Raw genomic sequence first — 22,055 nt, 5'->3', positions numbered from 1 at the left:
CGGAGCGCTCAGTACCCGGGCACCGGTGCGGCCGCGTGGCTGACCGGCACGGTGTGCGTGACCCAGGGGGCCCGCGCCGCATCGCCCCGAAGATGGAGCAGGAACGAGGTGGGCTCGTGGAGACAGCCGGGCGACCCGTCGCGCAGGGCGAGCCCGCTCTGCAGATACGTGCTGGGGGCGAGCGCCAGGGTGCTGCCCGCGAAGGCGGCCGTGACGGGTCGGTGGACATGACCGGCCGGCACCCGGACGACATCCGGATGGGCGGCGACCACCTCCGCCGGCGCATCGCCGTCCGCCAGCCGCATCCCGTCCAGGAACGGGATGCCGACCGGGACCGGCGGATGGTGCAGACAGACGAACGCCGGTACGCCCGGCCTGCCGGCGAGGACCTCGTCGAGCCAGCCGAGCTGCTCCGTCCCGAGCCGCCCGCCGCCGGAGCCGTCCACCTTCGAGTCCAGGGCGACCACGGCCGGCCCGGGGTGGTCCACGACGTAGTACGCCTGCCGGGCGCCGCCCAGGAACCCGGTCCCGCCGAACGCGTCGAGCAGCGCCGCCGGTTCGTCGTGATTGCCCGTCACCAGGTGCAACGGCAGGGGGAACCGCTCGATCACCTCGCGCAGCACCTCGTACTCGTCCGGCCGTCCCCGCTTGGCCGGATCACCCGTGATCACCACCGCGTCCGGCCGTGGATCGAGGGCGAGCACCCGGCTCAGGGCCAGGTTCAGCCCGGCCGCCGGTTCACCGGCCAGGGCGCCGGTGGTGAGATGCGGATCACGGAGAGCATCTCCCCACCGTTCCCGCTGCCGCCCGGACGCGGCAAGCGATCATGCCGAGGGCGAATGGCGGCGCTCTTCGGAGCCGGCGGGGTCAGCGGCGCGCCATGTAGAGGGCGAAGGCCTTGTGGAGCACCTTGTTGATCGGGTAGTCCCACTCGCCGATGTACTCGGCGGCCCGGCCGCCGGTGCCGACCTTGAAGCGCAGCAGGCCCAGAAGATGGTTGCTCTCGTCCAGGGTGTCGGTGATGCCGCGCAGGTCGTAGACGGCCGCGCCCCTCTCGTGCGCGTCGCTCATCATGCGCCACTGGATGGCGTTGTTGGGCTGGACCTCGCGCTTGCGGCCGGTCGAGGCGCCGTAGGAGTACCAGACGTGGTTGCCGACGGTCAGCATCGTCGCCGCGGAGAGCGTCTCGCCGTCGTGGTGGGCGAGGTAGAGCCGCATCCGGTCGGGGTCCTCGGCCCGCAGTACGGTCCACATGCGCTGGAAGTAGACGAGCGGGCGAGGGATGAAGCGGTCGCGTTCGGCCGTCTCGCGGTACAGCTCGTAGAAGGCCGGGAGATCCTCGTAGCCGCCCTCGACGACCTTGACGCCCGCCTTCTCCGCCTTCTTGATGTTGCGCCGCCACTGCTGGTTCAGGTTGCCCAGGATCTGCTCCAGCGGCTGCCCGGCGAACGGCACCTGGAAGACGTACCGGGGCTGTCCGGCACTGAAACCGTCCTCGCCGCCCTCCTCGCCCTGCTGCCAGCCCAGCCGGCGCAGCTGCTCCACGAGCGCGGCGGCCTGCGGCTCGTTCACATCCGCCTCCACGTCGCGCAGCCGTCCGGCGGCCGGGTCGGCGATGGCGTCCTTGACGGTCCTGGCGTCCCAGCGCCGGGCGACCACCGGCGGGCCCATGCGCACCGAGAACGCGCGCTGTGCCTTCAGATGCGCCAGCATCGGATCCAGCCACTGCTTCAGACCGGCGTCGTGCCAGTCGATGACGGGGCCCTCCGGCAGATAGGCCAGATAGCGTTTCACCCGGGGGATCGGCCGGTAGAGGACGAGCCCGGCTCCGACGATCCGTCCCCGGCCGGTGCCCTCCCGGTCGAACCAGCCGATGCTCTCCGCGCGCCAGTCGGGCTTCACATCGCCCCACGACGGAACCTGCATATGGCTCACGGCGGGCCGGCTCGCGATGAACTCCAGGTGTTCCTCGCGGGTGATCGCCTTGAGGTGCAGCTTCATGCGGTACTCCGTTCGTTGTCCTGTCGTTGGGCCTGACGGTCTCAACGGGGGAGTGTTGTTGACCTCAAGCGCACTTGACGTACCAGGGTGGGCGGCAGCGGCGCGCCACGCGGGTGCACCGGTCAGGAGGACCCGTCATGAGCGTGCGATTCGCATCCCGTCCCGATCTTGCCCATAACGACGCCGGAATCGTCAAAGCGAGCACCTGGGATGTCGGCACCCCCGAGCGGCAGCGGCAGACGGTCGAGGCCATTCGCAGGGCGTGGGACAGCCGGGAGTGGCCGCATCCGGGGCTGCTCTCGTACACCGTCCATGTCGGTGAGGACGGGAAGACACTGTTCCACTACACCCAGTGGAGTGGGGAGCAGGCGTATCAGGACTTCTTCCGGCACGGCCGGGACGAGCGCAACGCGGACATCGACGCCGCCGTGCCGGGCATCCGGCGGCTCGGGCTGCACACCCTTGAGCCATACCGCTCCGTGCCGCTGCGGGAGGGGGACGGACGGGAGCCGGGGTGCGTCGTGATCGTCGATGTCGAGTTCGACGGGGCGGACAAGGCGCGGCAGCGGGACTGGGTGGACACCGTGTTCGAGGCGTTGGGGACCGATCCGGCGCCCGCCCCCGGGGGCATCTCCGGACACTTCCATGTGAGCACCGACGGAACGCGCGTGCTCAATTACGCCGAATGGGAGAGCGCGCAGGCCCATGTCGACGCACTGGCCGGGCCCGGCGACGGGATCGGTTCGAGGACGCCGCAGTGGGAGCGGGTGCAGTCGTACCCGGGAGTGGTCGGCGGGGGCGTGCACCGCTACACGCCCGCGCTCAGCATGAGGCCGAGGGCGGACGCGTAGCGGCGCTGCGTATGTATATGGACTACGGGTGTATATGGACTACGGGCGGAAGCGGAGCACCTGCGGGTCGTGGTCGCTGTTCTGCGCGGCGAACTCGGCGTTGATGTGCACGCTGTCGTAGTGGAAGTCGTCGATCGACGGGCTGGTCAGGATCTGGTCGAGGACTTGGGTGTTGCCCTGGTAGACGTACGAGTAACGCTCCGGGCGGGGCAGGGACTTGACCGCCGGGTACAGCACGCCACCGGCCGTCAGCGCCTTGGCCGTGCCGGAGAACTCGAAGTCGTTGATGTCGCCGGCGACCAGGACGTCCGCGTTCTTCTGGACGCTCAGCAGCTTCTTGACGAAGGTGTTGACCGCCTCGGCCTGCGCATGCCGCTGGACCTCCGACGAGCGGGCCGGCGGCTGGTGCTGCGAGACGATGGACTCGTCGCCGCCCTTGGACGCGAAGTGGTTGGCGACGACGAAGACCGTACGGCCGCGGAAGCTGAACTCTCCGGCGAGCGGCTTGCGGCTGTCCTGCCAGGCCGCGTTCGCCGGGTCGATCCGGCCGGGGGAGAGGGTCAGGGCCGCCCGGCCCCGCTCCCGTACGACATCGGTCGCCGTCGTCGCGTCGCCGCCCGCGCGGTCGGTGAACGACACCCGCTCCGGGTTGAAGAGGAACACCTGGCGGATGTTGCCGCCGGGCTCGCCGCCGTCCTTCTTGTCCTCCGGGGCGATGGAACGCCACTCGTACGCCGGACCGCCCGCCGCCACGATCGCGTCGGTGAACTTCTTGACCGTCTGATCGGCGGCGACCGTACCGTCGTCCGTCGCGCCGTTGTTGTCCTGGATCTCCTCCAGCGCCACGATGTCGGGCGAGGCGAGGTTGTCGACCACAGCCGCGGCGAGCGCGTCGAACTTCTCCTGCGGGTCGCCCGGGTCGAGGTTCTCGACGTTGTACGTCGCCACCGCCAGCTCGCCGCCGCGCTGCTTGCGGGTCGTCTCACGGCGCAGGCCCTTGCCGGTGACCGTGCCCAGGGTACGGGCGGTCAGTGTGTAGCCGCCGTACTGGTTGAAGTCGAGCGGACCCTCGGTCGTGCCGGACAGCACATCGCCGACATCGGCGGTCGGGAAGGGCTGCTCGGCGAGCGGCACCAGCGACTGGATCTGGAGCCGGCCGGTGTTCTGCGCGGTGTACGAGCCGTAGACCGTACCGCCGCGGCGGCTCGCGTTCTCGTGCGGCTTCACCGTCACCCACAGCTCGGCGTACGGGTCGGTGGCGCCGACCACCCGCGAGGTGCCGATGCGGATGTTCATGCCCTCCAGGGACTCGTAGTAGTCCAGGGCGTAGCGGGACGGGGCGAGGGGAAGCGCGTCGATGGAGCCGCCCGCCGCGGGGTCTCCCTCCGGGGTGTACCGGGAGGGCACCGAGTGCTCCGAGACCGTCACCGGCGCGGGCACGGCATTGCCGGAGGACACCACCGCGACGGTGGGCTTGCTGATCTGGGTGAGCGACTGGTTGCCGGAGGAAAGGCCGCCCGGGACGTACTCGGTGACCGTGCCGGAGACCGTGACCGCGTCACCCACTGCGACGGCCGGCGCGGAGCCGGTGTAGACGAAGATGCCCTCACTGGTGGCGGGGTCGGCATCGGGGTCCGGGTCCTGGAACCAGAAGCCCTTCGAGCCGTACGTCCGCACACCCGTGACGATGCCCGCGACACCGCTGACCTGCCGGCCGGTGAGCGGGGATATCCGGGTGGTGCCCTGGATGTCGTGGATCCGGACCTGGCCGTCGGCGGACGAGGACGGGGAGGCGGACGCGGAAGTGGTGGCTGCGCCGGTGAGCAGGCCCGCGGCGAGCGCGGCGGTGACTACGGCGGAGACGGCGGTCGTTCTGGACGATGCGGCGGGCATCAAGGGCTCCGGGGGTATCGAGGGTCGGAGTGGAGGTCTACGCGCGTCAATCTCTTGTGTGGGCAAGGCAGTTGTCAAGGTCTCCCGGGTGGACTGCCACTGTCCGTTGCGTGAACCGGGTGGCATGGGGCGAAATGCGTCTACGCTTGGGCCGCCTGAACCCGTACGCCCCGTACGTCCCGAGGAGAACCACCTGATGTCCGCAGAGCGCCCCACCCTGCCGCCCGTACGGCTGCACACCGAGGCCGAGCTGGCACGGGACGCGCTCGCCGCGCCGCTGCTCGCCCGCGCTGTCCGGCTCGCCCGCTGGGCAGGCCCCGGGACCCGGGTCGGCGCCGGTGGCGAGCTCGTCGAGGAACAGCTGCCGGCGGCGGCCGAACACCTCGGCCTCACGGCGGACGAGGACGGCGCGGCGGAGGCGAGCGAGGCGTGGCGGCTCGCGGTCGACGCGGGGCTCGTCGACGTCGAGGACCCGCAGGAGGCCGCGGGGGAGGACGCGGAGGGGACCGCCGCCGCCGGTGAGAACCTGGCGCTGATCACCGGTGGTTCACCGCAGGACGTCCTCTCGATCTGGCTCGACGGCCTGGAGGCCGTCCACGCCGACGCCACCGCGCCCGTCTTCGAGGACTTCGCCGATCTCGTCGGCGAGGACGGCTCGATCGACTTCGAATCCCTGGACTGGGACCCGGAGGTCGAGGCGGAATTCCTCGACGGGGTCCTCGGCAATCTGTACCTGCTCACCGCCGGTGACGCCGGCACGGACGCGGCGCCCGTACCGCTGCCCGCGCTCGCCGCGTCGATGATCGTGCCCGACGACATGGGCGAGCCCACCGACGACATCCTTGAGCAGGTGTCCGACGCGATGATGCGCCTCGACGACCAGTTCCGGGTGCTCGAACCCATCGGGATCGTCGAATACCGCCCGGTGGACGAGGCGTTGCTGGCCGAGGAGGGCGAGGACGCCGCCCCGCCGGCCGACGACGAGGACGTCACCCGGTACGGAATGGTGAAGCTGACCCCCCTCGGCCTGTACGGCATCCGGGCCCGGATGCTGGAGGCCGGGGTGGACGCCCCGGCGATCGGCGACCTCGCGGACAAGGGCGCCGACGCGCTCCTCGGCGGCATCGCGTACTACCCCGAGACGGCGGCCCGCAGCGAGGTCGAGCTGTGGCTCACCCGGCGCGGCGCGGACGGGGCCGCGGCCGAACTCCTCGCGGCGGCACGCGGCGCGGACCAGCAGGCGCCGCTGCGCCGGCTCCACTGCCAGCAGGCGCTCGCCCTGGTCGGCGCGGAGGCGGAGCCCGCAGTGCGCGCGGTGCTGGACGATCCCGAGCTGGGCGGTCTCGCACGGGTCTGGCTCGCGGAGCTGGGCGCGGCGGACGTACCCGCGCCGCCGGAGTCGATGATCTTCTGGCTCGCCATCGACACGATCGCGGCCCAGCTGGAGGCCGAGGGTGATCTGGACGAGCTCCAGGGCCTGGTCGAGGGCCTGGCGGGCCAGCACGGCGGCTTCTTCGACGAGGCGTGGCGGGTGGAGCACCCGGCGACGGCGGACGTCCTCGAAGCGATGGGGCGGCTGCACAGCGACAAGAAGAAGGCCAAGGAAGCCCGCAAGGCGGCGTTCAAGGCGCGGTCGCGGACGGGGGCCTGAGCCCCGGGCGGCTGGGCTGCCCGCTGACGCTCACGCTCGCGCTCGCGGCGTGAGCGGGGCGGTCGGCGGACCGCATGGACCGGGCGCGGCATCCATTCCGGCCAACTGCACAGGAAGGATGCCCCCCGACGTCGCCCGCAGTTCAACTGGTGTTGGCGCAGGGGCGCGACTGTGGGCGCTCCAACAACCCGCTCAGTTGCCCCAGGAGTACGTGATGCCCTTCACGCGCAGGGAATTCACCAGACAGTCCGCCCTCACCGGTGCCGGCATCGCCCTGACCGGTACCGTCGCCGCGCTGGCCACCGCGCCGGGTGCACTGGCCGCCGAGGACTCGCAGCACGGCCACGACGGCCACGGTCACGACCACGGGCACGGCCACAGCCACCAGCCCGGCTACGGGCCGCTGATCGCCGACCCCGAGGGCCTCCTCGCGCTGCCCGCCGGCTTCTCGTACAAGGTCATCACCCACAGCGGTGTCACCAAGCTGGAGTCCGGCGAGTACACCCCCTCCAACCACGACGGCACGGCCACCTTCGAGGGCCCGCGCGGCGTCACCCTGCTCGTCAACAACCACGAGCTGAGCGGCACCCGGGCCGGCTGGGAGCACCCGGTGCCGCTCGCCGAGGGCCTCGTCTACGACCCGGTCGCGGCCGGCGGCTGCACCGTCGTGGAGACCCGCCGCGACGGCCGTACCGCCGAGTGGGTCGGCATCGCCGGTACGTCCACCAACTGCGCCGGTGGCGCGTCCCCGTGGGGCACCTGGCTCACCTGCGAGGAGACCGAGGACAAGGCCGGCAAGAACGGCCTCCTCAAGGACCACGGCTACGTCTTCGAGGTCGACCCGTACGACAAGCGCGCCAACCGAGACCCGCGCCCCGTCAAGGCGCTCGGCCGGTATGCCCACGAGGCTGTCGTCATCGACCCCAAGCGCGGCCACGCCTATCTGACCGAGGACGCCGCGGGCCCCAACGGGCTGCTCTACCGCTGGGTTCCGCCGCACGGCTTCCGGCACGGCCGCGGCAAGCTGCGCACCCTCGCCGACGACGCCGGTGTCCTCCAGGCCACCAAGGCCTTCGACAGCAACGGGAAGTTCGTCGACGACCTGTCCCGCGCCACCAAGATCGGCACGGTATACGGCGTGGACTGGGTCGACGTGCCCGACCGTGACGCGAAGACCGTCTCGGTGCGCAAGCAGTTCACGGACAGCGAGGTCACCCGCGCCCGCAAGCTCGAAGGCATGTGGTGGGGCGACGGCGGCGTGTACATCGTCTCCTCCTTTGCCCGCGAGGAGAGCCCCGTCCAGCATGACGGCCAGGTCTGGTTCTACGACCCGAAGCGCCGCACGCTGACGCTGAAGGTGCTCCTCGGTGTGAACGCCGACCCGTCCAAGGACGGTGCCTTCGACGGCCCGGACAACATCACCGTCTCGCCGTACGGTGGTCTGGTCATCGCCGAGGACGGCAACGGCATCCAGCACCTCTTCGGTGCGACCGACAGCGGCCGCACGTACCCGATCGCCCGCAACGAGCTGAACATCGGCAGCGAACAGGAGCCGGAGTACAGCGAGTTCACCGGTGTCACGTTCTCGCCCGACGGCAGGACGCTGTACGCCAACATCCAGACGCCGGGCATCATGCTCGCCATCACCGGTCCGTGGAAGCGCCAGCCGAACCGCCACTGACGGCCGGGACCGCCGGAGTCATCCACATGAAATGCCCGCGCGCGTAATTCCCTCGCGCTCCGTGGAGTTCCCCCTCTAGAGTCCTGCCTGTGTCCAGGTGCGCAGGCAGGACCTACTTCCACTCTTAATGGGGATGTCGCGGGTTCGAGTCCCGCCACCGGATCTCGTTCCGGTGTAGCTCAGTTGGCAGAGTACCTTCGTCGGTTCCGCCGACTCCGATCTCTGGACACCACAACTTCATCAGCAATGACTGCATGCACCTCCCGGTGCGCAGGCTGCGGCTACTTCCTGTCAAGAAACTGCCGCCGCCGACTCTGATCTCGGGAGGCACAGACATCGGGGGGTGCCCGGTGCGCAGGTGACGGATACTTCTCGGATCTGACGGTTGCGGGTTCAAGTCCCGCCCGGCCACGGCCGGTAGCTCAATGCGGTAGAGCATCAGGCAAGCCCGTCGCCGACTCCTGATCTCGGGCACCCTTTTCCCGCTGTGCCTTCTCCCAATGAATTCGGGGGAATTCACATGGCACGCTTCAACACCCGCACCACCGGGCCCCGCGCCACCTCGCCCGTGAAGTCGACCGGGCGCACCGCGCCGACCCATCAGGGCGGCCGAGGACATCTCCGCGACAATCGCTCCGAGCTCTTTCTGCTCGCGGTCGCCAATTTCGTTTCGCAGCAGACCTTTTACGAGGACGGCGAGCAGCGCGACAACCGATTCGCCGAACTGGTGCGGATACTCGCCGTCGGTGACCCCGAGTGGACCGCCGGTCTGCTCCACTGGCTGCGCCGCGAGGGCCAGATGCGTACCGCTTCGATCGTCGGCGCCGCCGAGTATGTGAAGGCACGGCTCGACGCGGGTGCCGAGGACGGGCCGTCCAACCGGCAGGTCGTCGACTCCGTCCTGCTGCGCGCCGACGAGCCCGGTGAACTCCTCGGGTACTGGACCTCGCGCTACGGCCGCGCCGTGCCCAAGCCCGTCAAGCGCGGCATCGCCGATGCCGTACGCCGCCTCTACAACGGCAAGTCGCTGCTGAAGTACGACACCGCGTCCAAGGGCTACCGCTTCGGCGACATCCTGAACCTGGTGCACGCCGCGCCGGACCCGGAGAAGACGTGGCAGGGCGAGCTGTTCCGGTACGCCCTCGACCGCCGCCACCACCCGGAGGCGGCCGTGGTGCCGGTCTCCAACCGCACCCTCACCGCGCACCGTGCGCTGATGGAGCTGCCGGTCGAGGAGCGGCGGGCCGTGGTCGACGGTGCGGACGGTGCGGACCGGCTGGCTGCGGCGGGCGTGACCTGGGAGGCCCTGGCGGGCTGGCTGCAGGGACCGATGGACGCCGCGGCCTGGGAAGCGGTGATTCCGTCGATGGGTGCGATGGCGCTCGTCCGCAATCTGCGCAACTTCGACGAGGCGGGCGTCTCGGACGAGGTCGCCGCACAGGTGGCTGCGAAGATCTGCGACCCGGCCGTGGTCGCCGCATCGCGGCAGTTCCCGTTCCGCTACCTCGCCGCCTATCAGCACGCGCCCTCGCTGCGCTGGGCCCACCCGCTGGAGAAGGCCCTCGGTCACTCCCTGGGCCAGGTGCCCGCGCTGCCGGGGCGGACGCTGATCCTGGTCGACCGCTCGGGCTCGATGTGGTCGCCGCTCTCGGACCGCTCGCAGCTCAACCGGGCCGACGCCGCCGCGATCTTCGGTACGGCGCTGGCACTGCGGGCAGCCGATGCCGATCTGGTGCAGTTCGGTACGAACAGCTCACCGGTGACATATCGCCGCGGCGAGTCCGTGCTGAAGGTCCTGGAGCGCTTCGGTGACCTCGGCGGCACCAACACCGCGGAGGCGGTGCGCCGGCACTACCGGGCCCATGACCGGGTACTGATCGTCACCGACGAGCAGGCGTCGTTCTCGTACGCCGCGGATGCCACCGCGGCCGTGCCGGCCGACGTGCCCGTCTACACCTGGAACCTGGCCGGATACCGGGTCGGGCACGCCCCGTCGGGAGGTGGGAACCGCCACACCTTCGGGGGTCTTTCGGACGCGGCGTTCCGCATGGTGCCGCTGCTGGAAGCGGGCCGGGACGCGGACTGGCCCTGGAATCGCTGATTACGAATCCGGCATCAGTTGTGCCCCCAGGAGTGGACGGGCATGGCGTCGGGCCTTCCCAGGGCGCATACTCAAGGTAATGAAACAGTCAGCCCGGCGATACCTGCCTTCCAGTCCCTTCAACCGCCCGGCCCAGGCGGCCCCACCGGTCGAATTGTTCGATGTGGGCGACCGGGTGTCGCACGACCAGTTCGGACTCGGTCGAGTCCTCGCTGTCGAGGGCGACAACGACGCAGTGCTCATCGACTTCTCGGGGCGACAGGGGAGGATCCTGAGCCCGTACTCCAAGCTGACCAAGCTCTGAGAGAGGTGGCGAGCACGCGCAGCGACCGCGTCCCCGTCACACTCTCCGGCCTCAGGGGCACCTGGCATTCGCAGGTGCCCCTGAAACCGTGTGGGAAGCCTTTGCAGCGTTACAGCGCCTGGGCGGCGGGCTTCACCATGCCGCGGACGGTGCGCGACTTCACGAAGTCGCCCATCGCCGTCATCTCCCACTCGCCGGAGAACTGCTTGATCAGCTTGGCCATCATCACGCCGGTCTGCGGCTCCGCGCCGGTCAGGTCGAAGCGGACCAGCTCCTCACCGGTGGCCGCGTCGATCAGCCGGCAGTAGGCCTTGGCGACCTCGGTGAACTTCTGGCCGGTGAACGAGTTGACCGTGAAGACCAGACCGGTCGCCTCCGCCGGGATCCGGCCCAGGTCGACGACGATCACCTCGTCGTCACCCGCACCCTCGCCTGTGAGGTTGTCGCCGGAGTGCTTGACCGCGCCGTTCAGGATGGAGAGCTTGCCGAAGTAGCAGCTGTCCAGGTGGTTCCGGTTGGGGCCGTAGGCGATCACGGAGGCGTCGAGGTCGATGTCCTTGCCGCGGAACGCGGGCTCCCAGCCGAGGCCCATCTTGACCTGGGAGAGCAGCGGGCGGCCGCCCTTGACCAGGGAGACCGTCTGGTTCTTCTGGAGGCTGACCCGGCCCTTGTCGAGGTTGATCTTGCCGGAGGAGGCGGGCGCGGGAGCGGCGGGCGGGGCCGCGGGGGCCGGAGGTGCGGCGATCCGCGGGTCCACCGGGGCGGCGGCGGGCATCGGGGGTACGACGGGCGCGGGCGCGGGCGCGGCGGCAGGAGCAGCGGCGGGCTCCTCCTCGACCGAGACACCGAAGTCCGTGGCGATACCGGCCAGCCCGTTCGCATAGCCCTGGCCGACCGCGCGGGCCTTCCAGGCGCCGTTGCGGAGATAGACCTCGATGACCACGAGCGCCGTCTCGGCGCCCAGCTGGGGCGGCGTGAACGTGGCGAGCACACTGCCGTCGTCGGCGTTGCGCACGGTCGCGGTGGGCTCGATGCCCTGGAAGGTCTGGCCCGCCGCATCCGGGCTCGCCGTGACGACGATCTTCTCGATGCCGGACGGGACCGCGGTGGTGTCCACCACGATCGCGTCCGGTGCGGTGCCGCCGCCGGAGCGGTAGGTCACGCCGGGGCCGGCGGGCTGGTTGTAGAAGATGAAGTCGTCGTCGGAGCGCACTTTGCCGTCGGCGGTGAGCAGCAGGCCCGAAACGTCGAGCCGCACCGGTGCGGAGACGTCCACTGCCACGCGGGCGGCGGAGAGAGGGATGTTCGAGCCGGGGGTCATAGCGGTCATGCACGGGGTAACGAACGACCGGGCTTTGCCGTTCCCTTACCTTTACCCGTCTTGGCGCACTGTTGGCGCGGCCGTGTCGGCCGGTGCGGCCGCGCCATCCGGCACGGCTAGTGCGGCCAGATCGGCGGGTTGGTGCAGAAGTGTCCGCCGAGGTGGGCGTGGTCGGGGTTGTCCGGGTCCAGTTCACCCTGTTCGGCGATGAGCTCGGCCGCGTACGGCTCCGAGTCGTCCCTCGGCTCGTATCCGAGCGAGCGGGCCGTCGTCAGGTCCCACCACAGCCGGGTGTTGTCGGATGAGCCGTGGACGACGGTGTGCCGCACGTCCTCGGCGGTGAGTGCGGCGTGGAAGAGCCGGGCGCCGTCCTCGGGGCTCATCCAGACCGAGAGCATCCGTACGGATGTCGGTTCCGGGAAGCAGGAGCCGATGCGTACGGAGACGGTCTCCATGCCGTGCCGGTCCCAGTACAGCTGGGCGAGGTCCTCGCCGAAGGACTTGGACAGGCCGTAGAAGGTGTCGGGGCGGCGCGGGGCGTTGATGGGGATCAGCGGGTCGCCGGGGAGCGGGCGGGGGGTGTAGCCGACGACATGGTTGGAGGAGGCGAAGACGATGCGCCGGACGCCCTCTTCGCGCGCGGCCTCGTAGAGGTTGTACGTCCCCTCGATGTTCGCCTTCAGAATCTTGTCGAACGAGGCTTCCAGGGAGATGCCCGCGAGGTGGATGATCGCGTCGACGCCCCGCACGGCCTCGCGCAGCGCCTCCTTGTCACCGAGGTCGGCCGTGATCGCGTCCGGCTCGCCCTCCACGGGGGCGATGTCGAAGAGGCGGAGCTCGTAGCCGTACGCGGGCAGAAGTCCGCGCATCAGGGTGCCGAGGCCGCCGGCGGCGCCGGTGAGCAGGACGGTGCGGGGAGCGGGCATACGCGGATCTCCTCGGTACATAGGTGCACGCGCGCGATCTGCGTGCGCGGCGCGGCCCCTGCGGTACCTGCGACATGTACCCGCGGGACGGCAAATCCATGGACAGCATTCACATGCATGGACAAGCTAAGAAGTCATGACGTACTGCGTCAAGTGCCGGGTGCCTCTCCCGCACACTCTCCCGCGGAGTCTCCGTGGAGTCGACAACTCCGTCTTCATGATCGGACGGGTTGCGTGTTCCCGTCTTGACCTGTGCCGGGATGCTGCCTTAGCGTGAGAGCGTTCATAAATATGGACACCGATCAGAATTGTGCACGCCTGGACCTGCTCAGGGAGCGCCCGTGACCTCAGCCCCTCTTGCCGCCCGACTCACCCGTGTCGCCGGGCCGCTCTTCTTCCCCGTCACCGCGTACGGACCGGACGGCGCGATCGACATCGACGCCTTCCGCGCGCATGTACGGACCGGCATCGACGCCGGTGCGGCGGCCGTCTTCGCCTGCTGCGGCACCGGCGAGTTCCACGCCCTGACGCCGGAGGAATTCCGCCTCCTCGTCGCCGCGGCCGTCGAGGAGACCGCCGGAGAGGTGCCCGTCGTCGCGGGAGCCGGATACGGCACGGCCCTCGCGATCCAGTACGCGAAGCTCGCCGAGGAAGCGGGCGCGGACGGGCTCCTCGCCATGCCCCCGTATCTCGTGGTCGCCGACCAGGCGGGGCTGCTGAGCCACTACACGGCGCTCGCCGCGGCCACCGGTCTGGAGACGATCGTCTACCAGCGCGACAATGCCGTCTTCACCCCGGAGACCGTCGTCGCACTGGCCGTGACGCCCGGCATCATCGGCCTCAAGGACGGCTACGGCGATCTCGACCTGATGCAGCGCATCGTCAGCGCCGTCCGCACCGAACTGCCCGGCCAGGACTTCCTGTACTTCAACGGGCTGCCCACCGCCGAACTCACCGGCCTCGCCTACCGGGGCATCGGCGTGACGCTCTACTCCTCCGCCGTCTTCGCCTTCGCGCCCGACATCGCGCTCGCCTTCCACCGGGCGCTGGACTCCGGCGACGACGACCTGGCCAACGCGCTCCTCGACCACTTCTACCGGCCACTGGTCGAACTGCGCGCCAAGGGCCGCGGCTACGCCGTCTCGCTCGTCAAGGCAGCCGTCCGGCTGGGCGGCCTGGACGTGGGCGAGGTCCGCACCCCGCTCACCGAGCCGCCCGCCGCCCACATCGAGGAGCTCACCGAGATCATCGCGCGCGGCCGCGACCTGCTGGAGAAGTACGGGCAGGAGCAGCGCGGGTGAAGACCTCCGCCTTCCTCTACCCGTGGGACGTCGTCGGCGACCCGGACGCGGCCGCCCGCGTCGCGGATCTGGGCGTCCAGCAGGTGACGCTCGCCGCCGCCTACCACTCCACCCGGGCGCTGACCCCGCGCCACCCCGACCGCCGCATCGTCACCGCCGGGCATGCCGCGGTGCTCTACCCGCCGGACGCCGCTCGGTGGGCGGGGCGCGAACTGCGTCCGTACGAGCAGTCCTGGGTGGCCTCGGACGATCCGTACGCCGAGGCCGCACAGGCCCTCACCGATGCCGGTCTTCAGGTGCACACCTGGGTGGTCCTCGCGCACAACTCCCGGCTGGGCGCCGAGCATCCGGACACCTCCGTGGTCAATGCGTACGGCGACCGCTACCCCTGGGCGCCCTGCATCGCGCAGCCCGCGGTCCGCGAGTATCTGGTCGCTCTGGCGGCGGAGGCGGCGGTACGGGACGGCGCGCGCGGCGCCGAGCTGGAGTCCTGCGGCTGGTACGGCTTCGCGCATCTGCACGCCCACGACAAGATCGCGGGCGTCGGTCTCGGGGACGCGGCACAGTATCTGATGTCGCTCTGCTTCTGCCCCGACTGCCGGACCGGATACGCCGGACACGGTCTGGACGCCGAAGAGCTGGCCGCAGCCGTACGCCGGGCGCTGGAACCGGCCTGGTCCGGTTCCGGCTCTCCGGAGGCCGGGTGGGCCGGCATCGAGAAGCTCCTCGGCGCCGGCCTCGCCGCCGGCACCCTTCAGTGGCGCGGCCAGGTCGCCCGTACGCTCCAGGAATCCGCGGTCGCCGCCGTACGGGCGGCGGCGGAGCCGGGCTTCCAGGTGCTGCTGCACGCCGACCCCGCGCCGTACCGCTGTGGTGCGAACGTCGGTGCCGACCCGGAGCACATCCTGTCCGTGGCGGACGGTGTAGTGCTGCCCTGCACCGGCGGCGACGCGGCGCGCGAGGCCGTACTCGGCCCGTTCGCCGGGCGCGAGGGCGTGCTCGCGGCCAACTTCACCGTGGTCACGGGGATGGGCGGCAGCCCCGCCACACTGGAGCGGGACGCCACGCACGCGGCTTCGCTCGGCGCGAACCAACTGCGCCTGTATCACGCCGGGCTGGCCTCCGGCCCGGACCTTGAGACCGTCGCCGAAGCGCTGTCACGCCTCGGTCGATGACGCACGCGGACCGGTGGGGGCGCCCGTCAGCCGTCCCCAAGCTCTCAACTTCGTTCGAGCAGGGGAGACCCCATCCGCCGGTCCGTGACCAGCAGCACCGCCGTCAGCAACGCCGCCGCGCCCACCAGCGGCAGCAGCACCCGCATGTCCACCAGCGCGACCAGCCCCGCACCGAGCCCCAGAGCCACCGCGTTGGGCGCAAACATCAGCGTGCCGGCGGTCGCCGCCGTCCGGCCCAGGAGCGCGTCCGGCGTCTCCCGCTGCACCGCCGTCATCGCGGCGATCAGCACGCACGGCAGTCCGGCCCCGATCAGGCCGCAGGCCACCAGCGCCACCGCGTCGTACGGCAGCGCCCGCAGGCCCACCGCCACCGCGAACACGGCGATCCCCGCCGCCGTGAACACCCGTTCCGGCAGCCGCCGCAGCAGTGGCCCGGCCAGTAGCCCGATCATGATGGACCCGACGCCCTGCGCCACGGAGAGCACACCCGCGTACGAGGGGGAGTGGCCGAGCCTCCCGTCCACGACGGCGTACAGCGTCGCCCCGTTGAGCCCAGCGCACAGCATCGTGACCGATCCGGCGAGCACCAGCGGCCGCAGCACCGGCGACCCCCAGACCTGCCGCATCCCGGCGGCCCATCCGCCCTCCCGGTCCTCGACCGTCGCCGGGTCCTGCTTCCGTACCCGCAGCAGTCCGTAGAGCCCGGCGGCCAGCGCGAAGGAGACCGCGTCCAGCAGGGCCACCGAGGCGCCCCCGAAGCGGGCGTAGAGCGCCGCACCGGTGAGCGGGGCCAGCAGCTTCATGCCCTCGTTCGCCATCATCCGCAAGCCGTTGAAATCGCCCAGCAGGCGGGCGTCCACGGCCTGTGCGACCAGGGCCGACTCGGCCGAGTCCATCAGCACGAAGCTGGTCCCGTACAGCACGAGCACCGCGAAAAGGATCCAGATCCGCCCCGCCGAATCCACCGCGGTCAAGGTGGTCAGCAGCAGGGCCATGACGACGTTCGACCAGACCAGCAGCGGCTTCCTGGGCCATCGGTCGGCCACCGCCCCGAGGGCCGGCCCGAAGAGCACCGGCAGCCAGACGGCGAAGAGGGCGAGCGCCGCCAGACTGTCCGACCCGGTCAGCGACTTGACCCAGATCCCCGCCGCCAGCGACATCGCGGAACTGCCGAATCCGGAGACGACGACCGCTGCCAGGAACAGCCCCGCCGTCCGGTCCCGTAGTACCCGCCCTGCCGCCGGCCCTGCCATCGCGCCCACCGAACCTCCCTGACCTGCACTTCCGTTACGCAGTCAGGCTGGCCGGTAAGGCTGTTGCAGGGCATCGGGAAGATGCCGTAGGCCGCGCGGCGGGGGTGGCCGGGCCCCGCGATCGGTGTAGGGCACACGTCGTAATCCGGGGAAGTTCTTTTGTCAGAAGCGTTGACGAAACATTCGTCTCCGCTCTAGCTTCATCGCGTCGTACTTCGTACGTCATATATGAGACGCGATATGCGAGATGTGAGAGCCCTTCACCCATGACCTTTGCGACGCCCACCCCGATTCCGTCCCGTACCCAGTACGTGCTGGAGGCGATCAAGCACGCGATCCTCACCGCGCAGCTGAGACCGGGGCAGGCGCTTGTCGAGACCGAGCTCGCCGCGCAGTTCGGGGTCTCCAAGACACCGGTGCGCGAGGCGCTCAAGACCCTTGCCGGTACCGGGCTCGTCGTCATGAGCCAGTACAAGGGCGTCACCGTGCGCCTGGTCGACGCGGCCATGGCACGGGAGGTGTACGACGTACGCCTGCTCCTGGAACCGGAGGCGCTGCGGCGCTCCATCACCCGCAGGGCCTCGCTCGAAGCCGCCCAGGAGGCCCTGGAACGGGCTCACTCGGCAGATGACACGGCGGACAGGTCGCTCGCCAACCGGGACTTCCACCGGGCGCTCTACCTGCCCTGCGGCAATCCGCTGCTGGCCCGGATGCTCGACGAGGTCCGCGACCAGGCCGCACTGGTGTCGACCGTGGCCTGGGCGACCATTCCGTCCTGGGAGCGGGAGGCGGCCGAGCACCGCGAGATCCTGCGGCTCGCGCTCGCCGACGACGCGGACGCCGCGGCCCGGGCCCTGCACGACCACATCGCGTCGTTCGTCAGCCGTGCGTTTCCCGAGGGAGCAGAGACCGAGGGGGACCGGGCATGAACCACCAGCACACCGACGAAAGGCCTGTCCCCATGGACTTCGCACCGTTGAAGACGGCCCTCGCAGATGTCGTGGCGATCCCGGTGACCCCGTTCGCCGCGGACGGCACCATTGACATGGCTGCGCACCGCGGACTGCTGCGGCGGCTCCTCGACGGTGGCGTACGCATCCTCACCCCGAACGGCAACACCGGGGAGTTCTACGCGCTCACCCCCGAAGAGCGGCGCACCGTCACCGAGTTGACCATTGACGAGACCGGTGGCCGCGCCACGGTCCTGGTCGGCGTCGGGCACGACGTGCCGACCGCGGTCGCCGCCGCCGAGCACGCACGCGACGCCGGTGCCGAGATGGTGATGGTGCACCAGCCCATCCACCCGTATGTCTCGCAGGACGGCTGGGTCGACTACCACCGGGCCATCGCCGAGGCCGTCCCCGGGCTCGGCGTCGTCCCCTACGTCCGCGACCCGCGGCTCGGCGCCGAACGCCTCGTCTCGCTCGCCGACAGCTGCCCCAATGTCATCGGCGTGAAGTACGCCGTACCGGACGCCGCACGGTTCGCCGCGTTCGCCCGCGACGCCGGCCTGGACCGCTTCGTCTGGATCGCCGGTCTCGCCGAGCTGTACGCCCCCTCCTACTTCTCCGCCGGTGCCACCGGATTCACCTCCGGGCTCGTCGATGTCGCCCCCGGCGTCTCGCTCGCCATGCTGGAGGCGCTGCGGGCCGGTGACCACCCGGCCGCGATGAAGGTCTGGGAGCAGATCCGCCGCTTCGAGGAACTGCGCGCCGAGGGGCAGTCCGCCAACAATGTGACGGTCGTCAAGGAGGCCCTCGCCTCGCTGGGACTCTGCCGCCGCGATGTCCGCCCGCCCAGCCGCGTCCTGCCCGAGGCGCAGCGCGACGAGGTCGCCGACGAGGTCGCCGGATGGTCGATATGACGGGCTGGGACGGCGGAATCGGCCCCGAGGAGCTGCGCAGCCACCAGTGGTACGGAACGGACGGGCTGCGCTCCTTCAGCCACCGGGCCCGGACGCGGCAGCTCGGCTACCTCCCCGAGGAGCACCTGGGCAAGCCCGTCATCGCGATCCTCAACACCTGGTCCGACATCAACCCCTGCCACGTCCATCTGCGTGACCGTGCGCAGGCGGTCAAGCGGGGCGTCTGGCAGGCGGGCGGCTTCCCGCTCGAATTCCCGGTCTCCACGCTGTCGGAGACGTTCCAGAAGCCGACCCCGATGCTCTACCGCAACATGCTGGCGATGGAGACGGAGGAGCTGCTGCGCTCCTACCCGGTCGACGGGGCCGTGCTGATGGGCGGCTGCGACAAGTCGACGCCCGCGCTGCTGATGGGCGCGGCCTCCGTCGATCTGCCGGCCGTCTTCGTACCGGCCGGGCCGATGCTGCCGGGACACTGGCGCAACGAAGTCCTCGGCTCCGGCACCGACATGTGGAAGTACTGGGACGACAAGCGCGCCGGACTCATCGGCGACTGCGAGATGGCCGAGCTGGAGAACGGGCTGGCGCGCTCACCCGGCCACTGCATGACGATGGGCACCGCATCGACCCTGACGGCCGCCGCCGAAGCGCTCGGCGTCACCGTGCCGGGCGCCTCGTCCATCCCGGCCGTCGACTCCGGACACGACCGGATGGCCGCCCAGTCCGGACTTCGAATCGTCGAACTGGTGTGGCAGCAGCGGAAGTTGTCGCAGATCCTCACGGCGGAGGCGTACGAGGACGCCGTCGCCACCGTTCTCGCGCTCGGCGGCTCCACCAATGCCGTCATCCATCTGATCGCCATGGCGGGCCGCTCCGGAATCAAGCTCACTCTCGACGACTTCGACCGGATCGCCCGTACCGTGCCGGTCCTCGCCAATCTCCGCCCCGGCGGGCAGTACCTGATGGAGGACTTCCACTTCGCCGGCGGGCTGCCCGGGTTCCTGGCCCGGCTGGCCGACGTACTCCATCTGGACCGGCCCACCGTCTCGTACGACACCCTGCGCGAACAGCTCGACGGGGCGCTCGTCCACAACAGCGATGTCATCCGGGAACGCGACAACCCTCTGGCGGACGAGGGCGGCGTGGCGGTGCTGCGCGGCAACCTCTGCCCGGACGGCGCGGTCATCAAGCACATCGCCGCCGAGCCCGGACTGCTGCGCCACACCGGCCCCGCGGTCGTCTTCGACGACTACAAGGAGATGCAGCGCACCATCAACGACCCGGCCCTGGCCCTCACCCCGGACCATGTGCTGGTGCTCCGCAACGCAGGCCCCAAGGGCGGTCCCGGAATGCCCGAGTACGGCATGCTGCCGATCCCCGACTACCTGCTGAAGCAGGGCGTACGGGACATGGTGCGGATCTCCGACGCCAGGATGAGCGGCACCAGTTACGGGGCGTGCGTGCTGCACATCGCGCCCGAGTCGTACGTCGGCGGGCCGCTCGCCCTCGTCCGCACCGGTGACCCGATCACCCTGGACGTCGAGGCGCGTCTGCTCCATCTCGACGTATCCGACGAGGAGTTGGCGCAGCGCAGGGCCGCGTGGACACCGCCGCCCACCCGGTACGGGCGCGGTTACGGGGCGCTGTACCACGACCAGATCACCCAGGCGGACACCGGCTGCGACTTCGCGTTCCTGGCCCGGCAGGGAGAAGTGCCCGACCCCTACGCCGGCTGAACGCCCCGTACGCCGACCGGACTTCCTCCGCACCGTCTGTGCGAGATATCGAACATCGTGCGGCAAGCGCTTGCGCGCTCCACGCATCACCCCAGCACTTGAGAGAGAACGGAGACGTGTCATGGCCCAAGCCGCCGCTGTGGCCACACCGCCCAAGGTGCCCCGGCGCCGCTCCGCGAGCCCCCGTCGGCTGCCGTATCTGCTGATCGCCCCCGCGGGGCTGCTGATGCTGGGCTTCATCGCCTACCCGGTGATCAGCGTCTTCTACTACAGCCTGCAGAACTACAACGTCACCAAGCCGTGGCGGAACGGCTTCGCGGGCTTCGACAACTTCACCCGGATCTTCACCGAGGACGACCAGTTCTGGACGACGCTCGGCTTCAGCGCCCAGTGGGTCGTCACCCAGGTCGCCCTCCAGCTCACCCTCGGCCTCGCGCTCGCCCTGATCGTCAACCAGACCTTCATCGGCCGCGGTATCTCCCGCGCCCTGGTCTTCTCGCCGTGGGCCGTCTCCGGTGTGCTGACCAGCACCATCTGGATCCTGCTCTACAACTCCTCGACCGGCTTCAGCCGTTACCTCGCGGACGCCGGAATCGGCGACTACGGCACCTCCGTGCTTTCCGACACCGGCACCGTCTTCTGGGCCGCGACCGTCGCCGAACTCTGGCGCGGCGTCCCCTTCTTCGCCATCCTCATCCTCGCCGACCTGCAGTCGGTCTCCAAGGAGCTGTACGAGGCGGCTGCGGTCGACGGCGCCGGGCGGCTGCGCCAGTTCTTCCACATCACGCTTCCGCACCTGCGGGACGCGATCGTCCTCGCCACACTGCTGCGCGGCGTCTGGGAGTTCAACAACGTCGACCTGCTCTACACCCTCACCGGCGGCGGACCGGCCGGCGAGACCACCACGCTGCCGCTCTATGTCGCCAACACCGGCATCGAGGGACACGACTTCGGCTACGCCTCCGCGCTCACCACCGTCGCCTTCGTGATCCTCCTCTTCTGCTCGATCGTCTATCTGCGCCTGAGCAAGTTCGGAGGCGACCACAAGTGACTGCCGCACTCGCCGAGAAGCACACCGGCACGGCCGAGGGACCCGTACACAACAGTCCGCCGCCCACCGTGCACCGCCGCCGCGGACGCGAGCGCGCCTTCGACGACGTACCGCGCCGGCAGATCTACGTACCGCTGGGCATCTATCTCCTCTTCACCCTGATCCCGTTCTACTGGATGCTGCTCTTCGCCGTACGGCCCGCGGGCTCCACCTCGCTCGTGCCGTGGCCGATGACCGGGGAGCACTTCTCCAAGGTCTGGAACGAGCGCAGCTTCGCGGTCTTCTTCCAGAACAGCATGATCGTGGGCGTCTGCACCCTGATCGCCACGACGCTCGTCGCCCTGGCCGGCGGATACGCCCTCGCCCGGTTCGACTTCAAGATCAAGGGCGCCTTCATGCTGGCGCTCCTCTGCTCGCAGTTCATCCCCGGCGCGCTGATGCTCGTACCGCTCTTCGAGATCTTCAAGAACCTCCAGATGATCAACTCGCTGGGGAGCGTCGTCATCGCCGAGACGGTCTTCCAGCTGCCGCTCTCGATCATCCTGATCAGCGGTTTCATCAAGAATGTGCCCGCCTCCCTGGAGGAGGCCGCCTGGGTGGACGGCTGCTCGCGCTTCCGGGCCTTCTGCGCCGTGGTGCTGCCGTTGCTGCGGCCCGGACTGATCGCCGTCGGCTCCTTCGCCTTCGTGCACAGCTGGAACCACTTCCTGTTCGCCCTGATGTTCCTCAGCGAGCAGGACAAGCAGACGATCCCGGTCGGCCTGAACACCCTCATCGGCGCGGACAGCGTCGACCTGGGGGCGCTCGCCGCGGGCGGTGTGATCGCCGCGGTGCCCGTGGTGATCGTCTTCGCCTTCATCCAGAAGTGGCTGATCACCGGCTTCGGCGCCGGTGCGGTGAAGGGCTGATGACCGTGGAGCGCCGCGCCGTCCGCACCCCGCACGCCCGG

The 22,055-nt window shown here is 70.2% G+C and carries 18 protein-coding genes and 1 tRNA gene; 13 read left to right on the top strand and 6 right to left on the bottom strand.

What is annotated here, in order from left to right; all coding sequences use genetic code 11:
- Window positions 1-8: 8 nt before the first annotated feature.
- Complete coding sequence (locus ACGFU7_RS00710) at window positions 9-749, bottom strand: metallophosphoesterase (RefSeq protein WP_393691804.1); 741 nt, start codon at window positions 747-749, stop codon at window positions 9-11.
- Window positions 750-867: 118 nt separating this feature from the next.
- Window positions 868-2,001, bottom strand: coding sequence for a lipid II:glycine glycyltransferase FemX (locus tag ACGFU7_RS00705; protein ID WP_393690901.1), 1,134 nt, complete (start codon window positions 1,999-2,001; stop codon window positions 868-870).
- Window positions 2,002-2,138: 137 nt separating this feature from the next.
- Here ACGFU7_RS00705 and ACGFU7_RS00700 point away from each other — a divergent pair, with 137 nt between their 5' ends.
- The gene (locus ACGFU7_RS00700; RefSeq protein WP_393690899.1) at window positions 2,139-2,852 is read left to right on the top strand and encodes an antibiotic biosynthesis monooxygenase; all 714 of its coding nucleotides are present in this window, start codon (window positions 2,139-2,141) and stop codon (window positions 2,850-2,852) included.
- A gap of 39 nt (window positions 2,853-2,891) precedes the next feature.
- Here ACGFU7_RS00700 and ACGFU7_RS00695 read toward each other — a convergent pair whose 3' ends face one another.
- The gene (locus tag ACGFU7_RS00695) at window positions 2,892-4,745 is read right to left on the bottom strand and encodes an endonuclease/exonuclease/phosphatase family protein (RefSeq protein WP_393690897.1); all 1,854 of its coding nucleotides are present in this window, start codon (window positions 4,743-4,745) and stop codon (window positions 2,892-2,894) included.
- 196 nt (window positions 4,746-4,941) lie between these two features.
- Here ACGFU7_RS00695 and ACGFU7_RS00690 point away from each other — a divergent pair, with 196 nt between their 5' ends.
- The 5 genes from ACGFU7_RS00690 to ACGFU7_RS00670 all read left to right on the top strand — a co-directional run bounded on the left by ACGFU7_RS00690 (window position 4,942) and on the right by ACGFU7_RS00670 (window position 10,482).
- Window positions 4,942-6,396, top strand: a complete 1,455-nt coding sequence (locus tag ACGFU7_RS00690) for a hypothetical protein (protein WP_393690895.1) — start codon at window positions 4,942-4,944, stop codon at window positions 6,394-6,396.
- A gap of 214 nt (window positions 6,397-6,610) precedes the next feature.
- Complete coding sequence (locus tag ACGFU7_RS00685) at window positions 6,611-8,077, top strand: alkaline phosphatase PhoX (protein ID WP_393690894.1); 1,467 nt, start codon at window positions 6,611-6,613, stop codon at window positions 8,075-8,077.
- A gap of 90 nt (window positions 8,078-8,167) precedes the next feature.
- A tRNA-Lys gene (locus tag ACGFU7_RS00680) sits at window positions 8,168-8,233 on the top strand.
- Window positions 8,234-8,597: 364 nt separating this feature from the next.
- Window positions 8,598-10,178 (top strand): TROVE domain-containing protein, encoded by a 1,581-nt coding sequence (locus ACGFU7_RS00675; RefSeq protein ID WP_393690892.1) that lies wholly within the window; start codon window positions 8,598-8,600, stop codon window positions 10,176-10,178.
- Between the two features lie 79 nt (window positions 10,179-10,257).
- A complete protein-coding gene (locus ACGFU7_RS00670; RefSeq protein ID WP_327275883.1) occupies window positions 10,258-10,482 on the top strand; it encodes a hypothetical protein in 225 nt (74 codons plus the stop codon).
- Between the two features lie 109 nt (window positions 10,483-10,591).
- Here ACGFU7_RS00670 and ACGFU7_RS00665 read toward each other — a convergent pair whose 3' ends face one another.
- Window positions 10,592-11,812 carry a TerD family protein gene (locus ACGFU7_RS00665; RefSeq protein WP_393690890.1) on the bottom strand — a complete coding sequence of 407 codons (1,221 nt, stop codon included), beginning with the start codon at window positions 11,810-11,812 and terminating at the stop codon, window positions 10,592-10,594.
- A 107-nt stretch (window positions 11,813-11,919) separates the two neighbouring features.
- Entirely contained in the window at window positions 11,920-12,729 is an 810-nt protein-coding gene (locus tag ACGFU7_RS00660; RefSeq protein ID WP_393690888.1) for an NAD-dependent epimerase/dehydratase family protein, read from the bottom strand.
- 341 nt (window positions 12,730-13,070) lie between these two features.
- On the opposite strand from ACGFU7_RS00660, the gene ACGFU7_RS00655 reads away from it, so the two are divergent.
- Together ACGFU7_RS00655 and ACGFU7_RS00650 are read left to right on the top strand one after the other, a co-directional pair.
- Complete coding sequence (locus tag ACGFU7_RS00655) at window positions 13,071-14,030, top strand: 5-dehydro-4-deoxyglucarate dehydratase (protein WP_393690886.1); 960 nt, start codon at window positions 13,071-13,073, stop codon at window positions 14,028-14,030.
- Window positions 14,027-15,205, top strand: coding sequence for a hypothetical protein (locus tag ACGFU7_RS00650; RefSeq protein WP_393690884.1), 1,179 nt, complete (start codon window positions 14,027-14,029; stop codon window positions 15,203-15,205). Before ACGFU7_RS00655 ends, ACGFU7_RS00650 begins: the two co-directional genes overlap by 4 nt.
- Before the next feature lie 44 nt (window positions 15,206-15,249).
- On the opposite strand, the gene ACGFU7_RS00645 is transcribed toward ACGFU7_RS00650, so the two are convergent.
- The gene (locus tag ACGFU7_RS00645) at window positions 15,250-16,458 is read right to left on the bottom strand and encodes an MFS transporter (protein ID WP_393691802.1); all 1,209 of its coding nucleotides are present in this window, start codon (window positions 16,456-16,458) and stop codon (window positions 15,250-15,252) included.
- A gap of 266 nt (window positions 16,459-16,724) precedes the next feature.
- On the opposite strand from ACGFU7_RS00645, the gene ACGFU7_RS00640 reads away from it, so the two are divergent.
- From ACGFU7_RS00640 to ACGFU7_RS00620, 5 genes are all read left to right on the top strand, one after another.
- The gene (locus ACGFU7_RS00640; protein ID WP_393690882.1) at window positions 16,725-17,387 is read left to right on the top strand and encodes a GntR family transcriptional regulator; all 663 of its coding nucleotides are present in this window, start codon (window positions 16,725-16,727) and stop codon (window positions 17,385-17,387) included.
- A gap of 32 nt (window positions 17,388-17,419) precedes the next feature.
- On the top strand, window positions 17,420-18,322 hold the full coding sequence (locus tag ACGFU7_RS00635) for a dihydrodipicolinate synthase family protein (protein WP_393691800.1): 903 nt from the start codon (window positions 17,420-17,422) through the stop codon (window positions 18,320-18,322).
- Window positions 18,310-20,055, top strand: a complete 1,746-nt coding sequence (araD, locus tag ACGFU7_RS00630; protein WP_393690880.1) for an L-arabinonate dehydratase — start codon at window positions 18,310-18,312, stop codon at window positions 20,053-20,055. The genes ACGFU7_RS00635 and araD overlap by 13 nt, the downstream gene beginning before the upstream one ends.
- Window positions 20,056-20,176: 121 nt before the next feature.
- Window positions 20,177-21,106 carry a carbohydrate ABC transporter permease gene (locus ACGFU7_RS00625; RefSeq protein ID WP_393690879.1) on the top strand — a complete coding sequence of 310 codons (930 nt, stop codon included), beginning with the start codon at window positions 20,177-20,179 and terminating at the stop codon, window positions 21,104-21,106.
- Window positions 21,103-22,014: a carbohydrate ABC transporter permease gene (locus ACGFU7_RS00620; RefSeq protein WP_393690877.1), complete on the top strand. Its 912-nt coding sequence runs from the start codon at window positions 21,103-21,105 to the stop codon at window positions 22,012-22,014. Before ACGFU7_RS00625 ends, ACGFU7_RS00620 begins: the two co-directional genes overlap by 4 nt.
- Window positions 22,015-22,055: the final 41 nt, after the last annotated feature.

The organism is Streptomyces sp. NPDC048473 (assembly GCF_043200155.1).
GTDB lineage: Bacteria > Actinomycetota > Actinomycetes > Streptomycetales > Streptomycetaceae > Streptomyces.
Note: the sequence above shows the minus strand (reverse complement) of the source record. Positions and strands in the feature narration are given on the sequence as shown.

Bases quoted from the DNA above. Each gene is read 5' to 3' on its own strand.
- ACGFU7_RS00705 (WP_393690901.1), bottom strand. From the start codon at position 2,001: ATGAAGCTGCACCTCAAGGCGATCACCCGCGAGGAACACCTGGAGTTC.
- ACGFU7_RS00700 (WP_393690899.1), top strand. From the start codon at position 2,139: ATGAGCGTGCGATTCGCATCCCGTCCCGATCTTGCCCATAACGACGCC.
- ACGFU7_RS00695 (WP_393690897.1), bottom strand. From the start codon at position 4,745: ATGCCCGCCGCATCGTCCAGAACGACCGCCGTCTCCGCCGTAGTCACC.
- ACGFU7_RS00690 (WP_393690895.1), top strand. From the start codon at position 4,942: ATGTCCGCAGAGCGCCCCACCCTGCCGCCCGTACGGCTGCACACCGAG.
- ACGFU7_RS00685 (WP_393690894.1), top strand. From the start codon at position 6,611: ATGCCCTTCACGCGCAGGGAATTCACCAGACAGTCCGCCCTCACCGGT.
- ACGFU7_RS00675 (WP_393690892.1), top strand. From the start codon at position 8,598: ATGGCACGCTTCAACACCCGCACCACCGGGCCCCGCGCCACCTCGCCC.
- ACGFU7_RS00670 (WP_327275883.1), top strand. From the start codon at position 10,258: ATGAAACAGTCAGCCCGGCGATACCTGCCTTCCAGTCCCTTCAACCGC.
- ACGFU7_RS00665 (WP_393690890.1), bottom strand. From the start codon at position 11,812: ATGACCGCTATGACCCCCGGCTCGAACATCCCTCTCTCCGCCGCCCGC.
- ACGFU7_RS00660 (WP_393690888.1), bottom strand. From the start codon at position 12,729: ATGCCCGCTCCCCGCACCGTCCTGCTCACCGGCGCCGCCGGCGGCCTC.
- ACGFU7_RS00645 (WP_393691802.1), bottom strand. From the start codon at position 16,458: ATGGCAGGGCCGGCGGCAGGGCGGGTACTACGGGACCGGACGGCGGGG.
- ACGFU7_RS00640 (WP_393690882.1), top strand. From the start codon at position 16,725: ATGACCTTTGCGACGCCCACCCCGATTCCGTCCCGTACCCAGTACGTG.
- ACGFU7_RS00635 (WP_393691800.1), top strand. From the start codon at position 17,420: ATGGACTTCGCACCGTTGAAGACGGCCCTCGCAGATGTCGTGGCGATC.
- araD (WP_393690880.1), top strand. From the start codon at position 18,310: ATGGTCGATATGACGGGCTGGGACGGCGGAATCGGCCCCGAGGAGCTG.
- ACGFU7_RS00625 (WP_393690879.1), top strand. From the start codon at position 20,177: ATGGCCCAAGCCGCCGCTGTGGCCACACCGCCCAAGGTGCCCCGGCGC.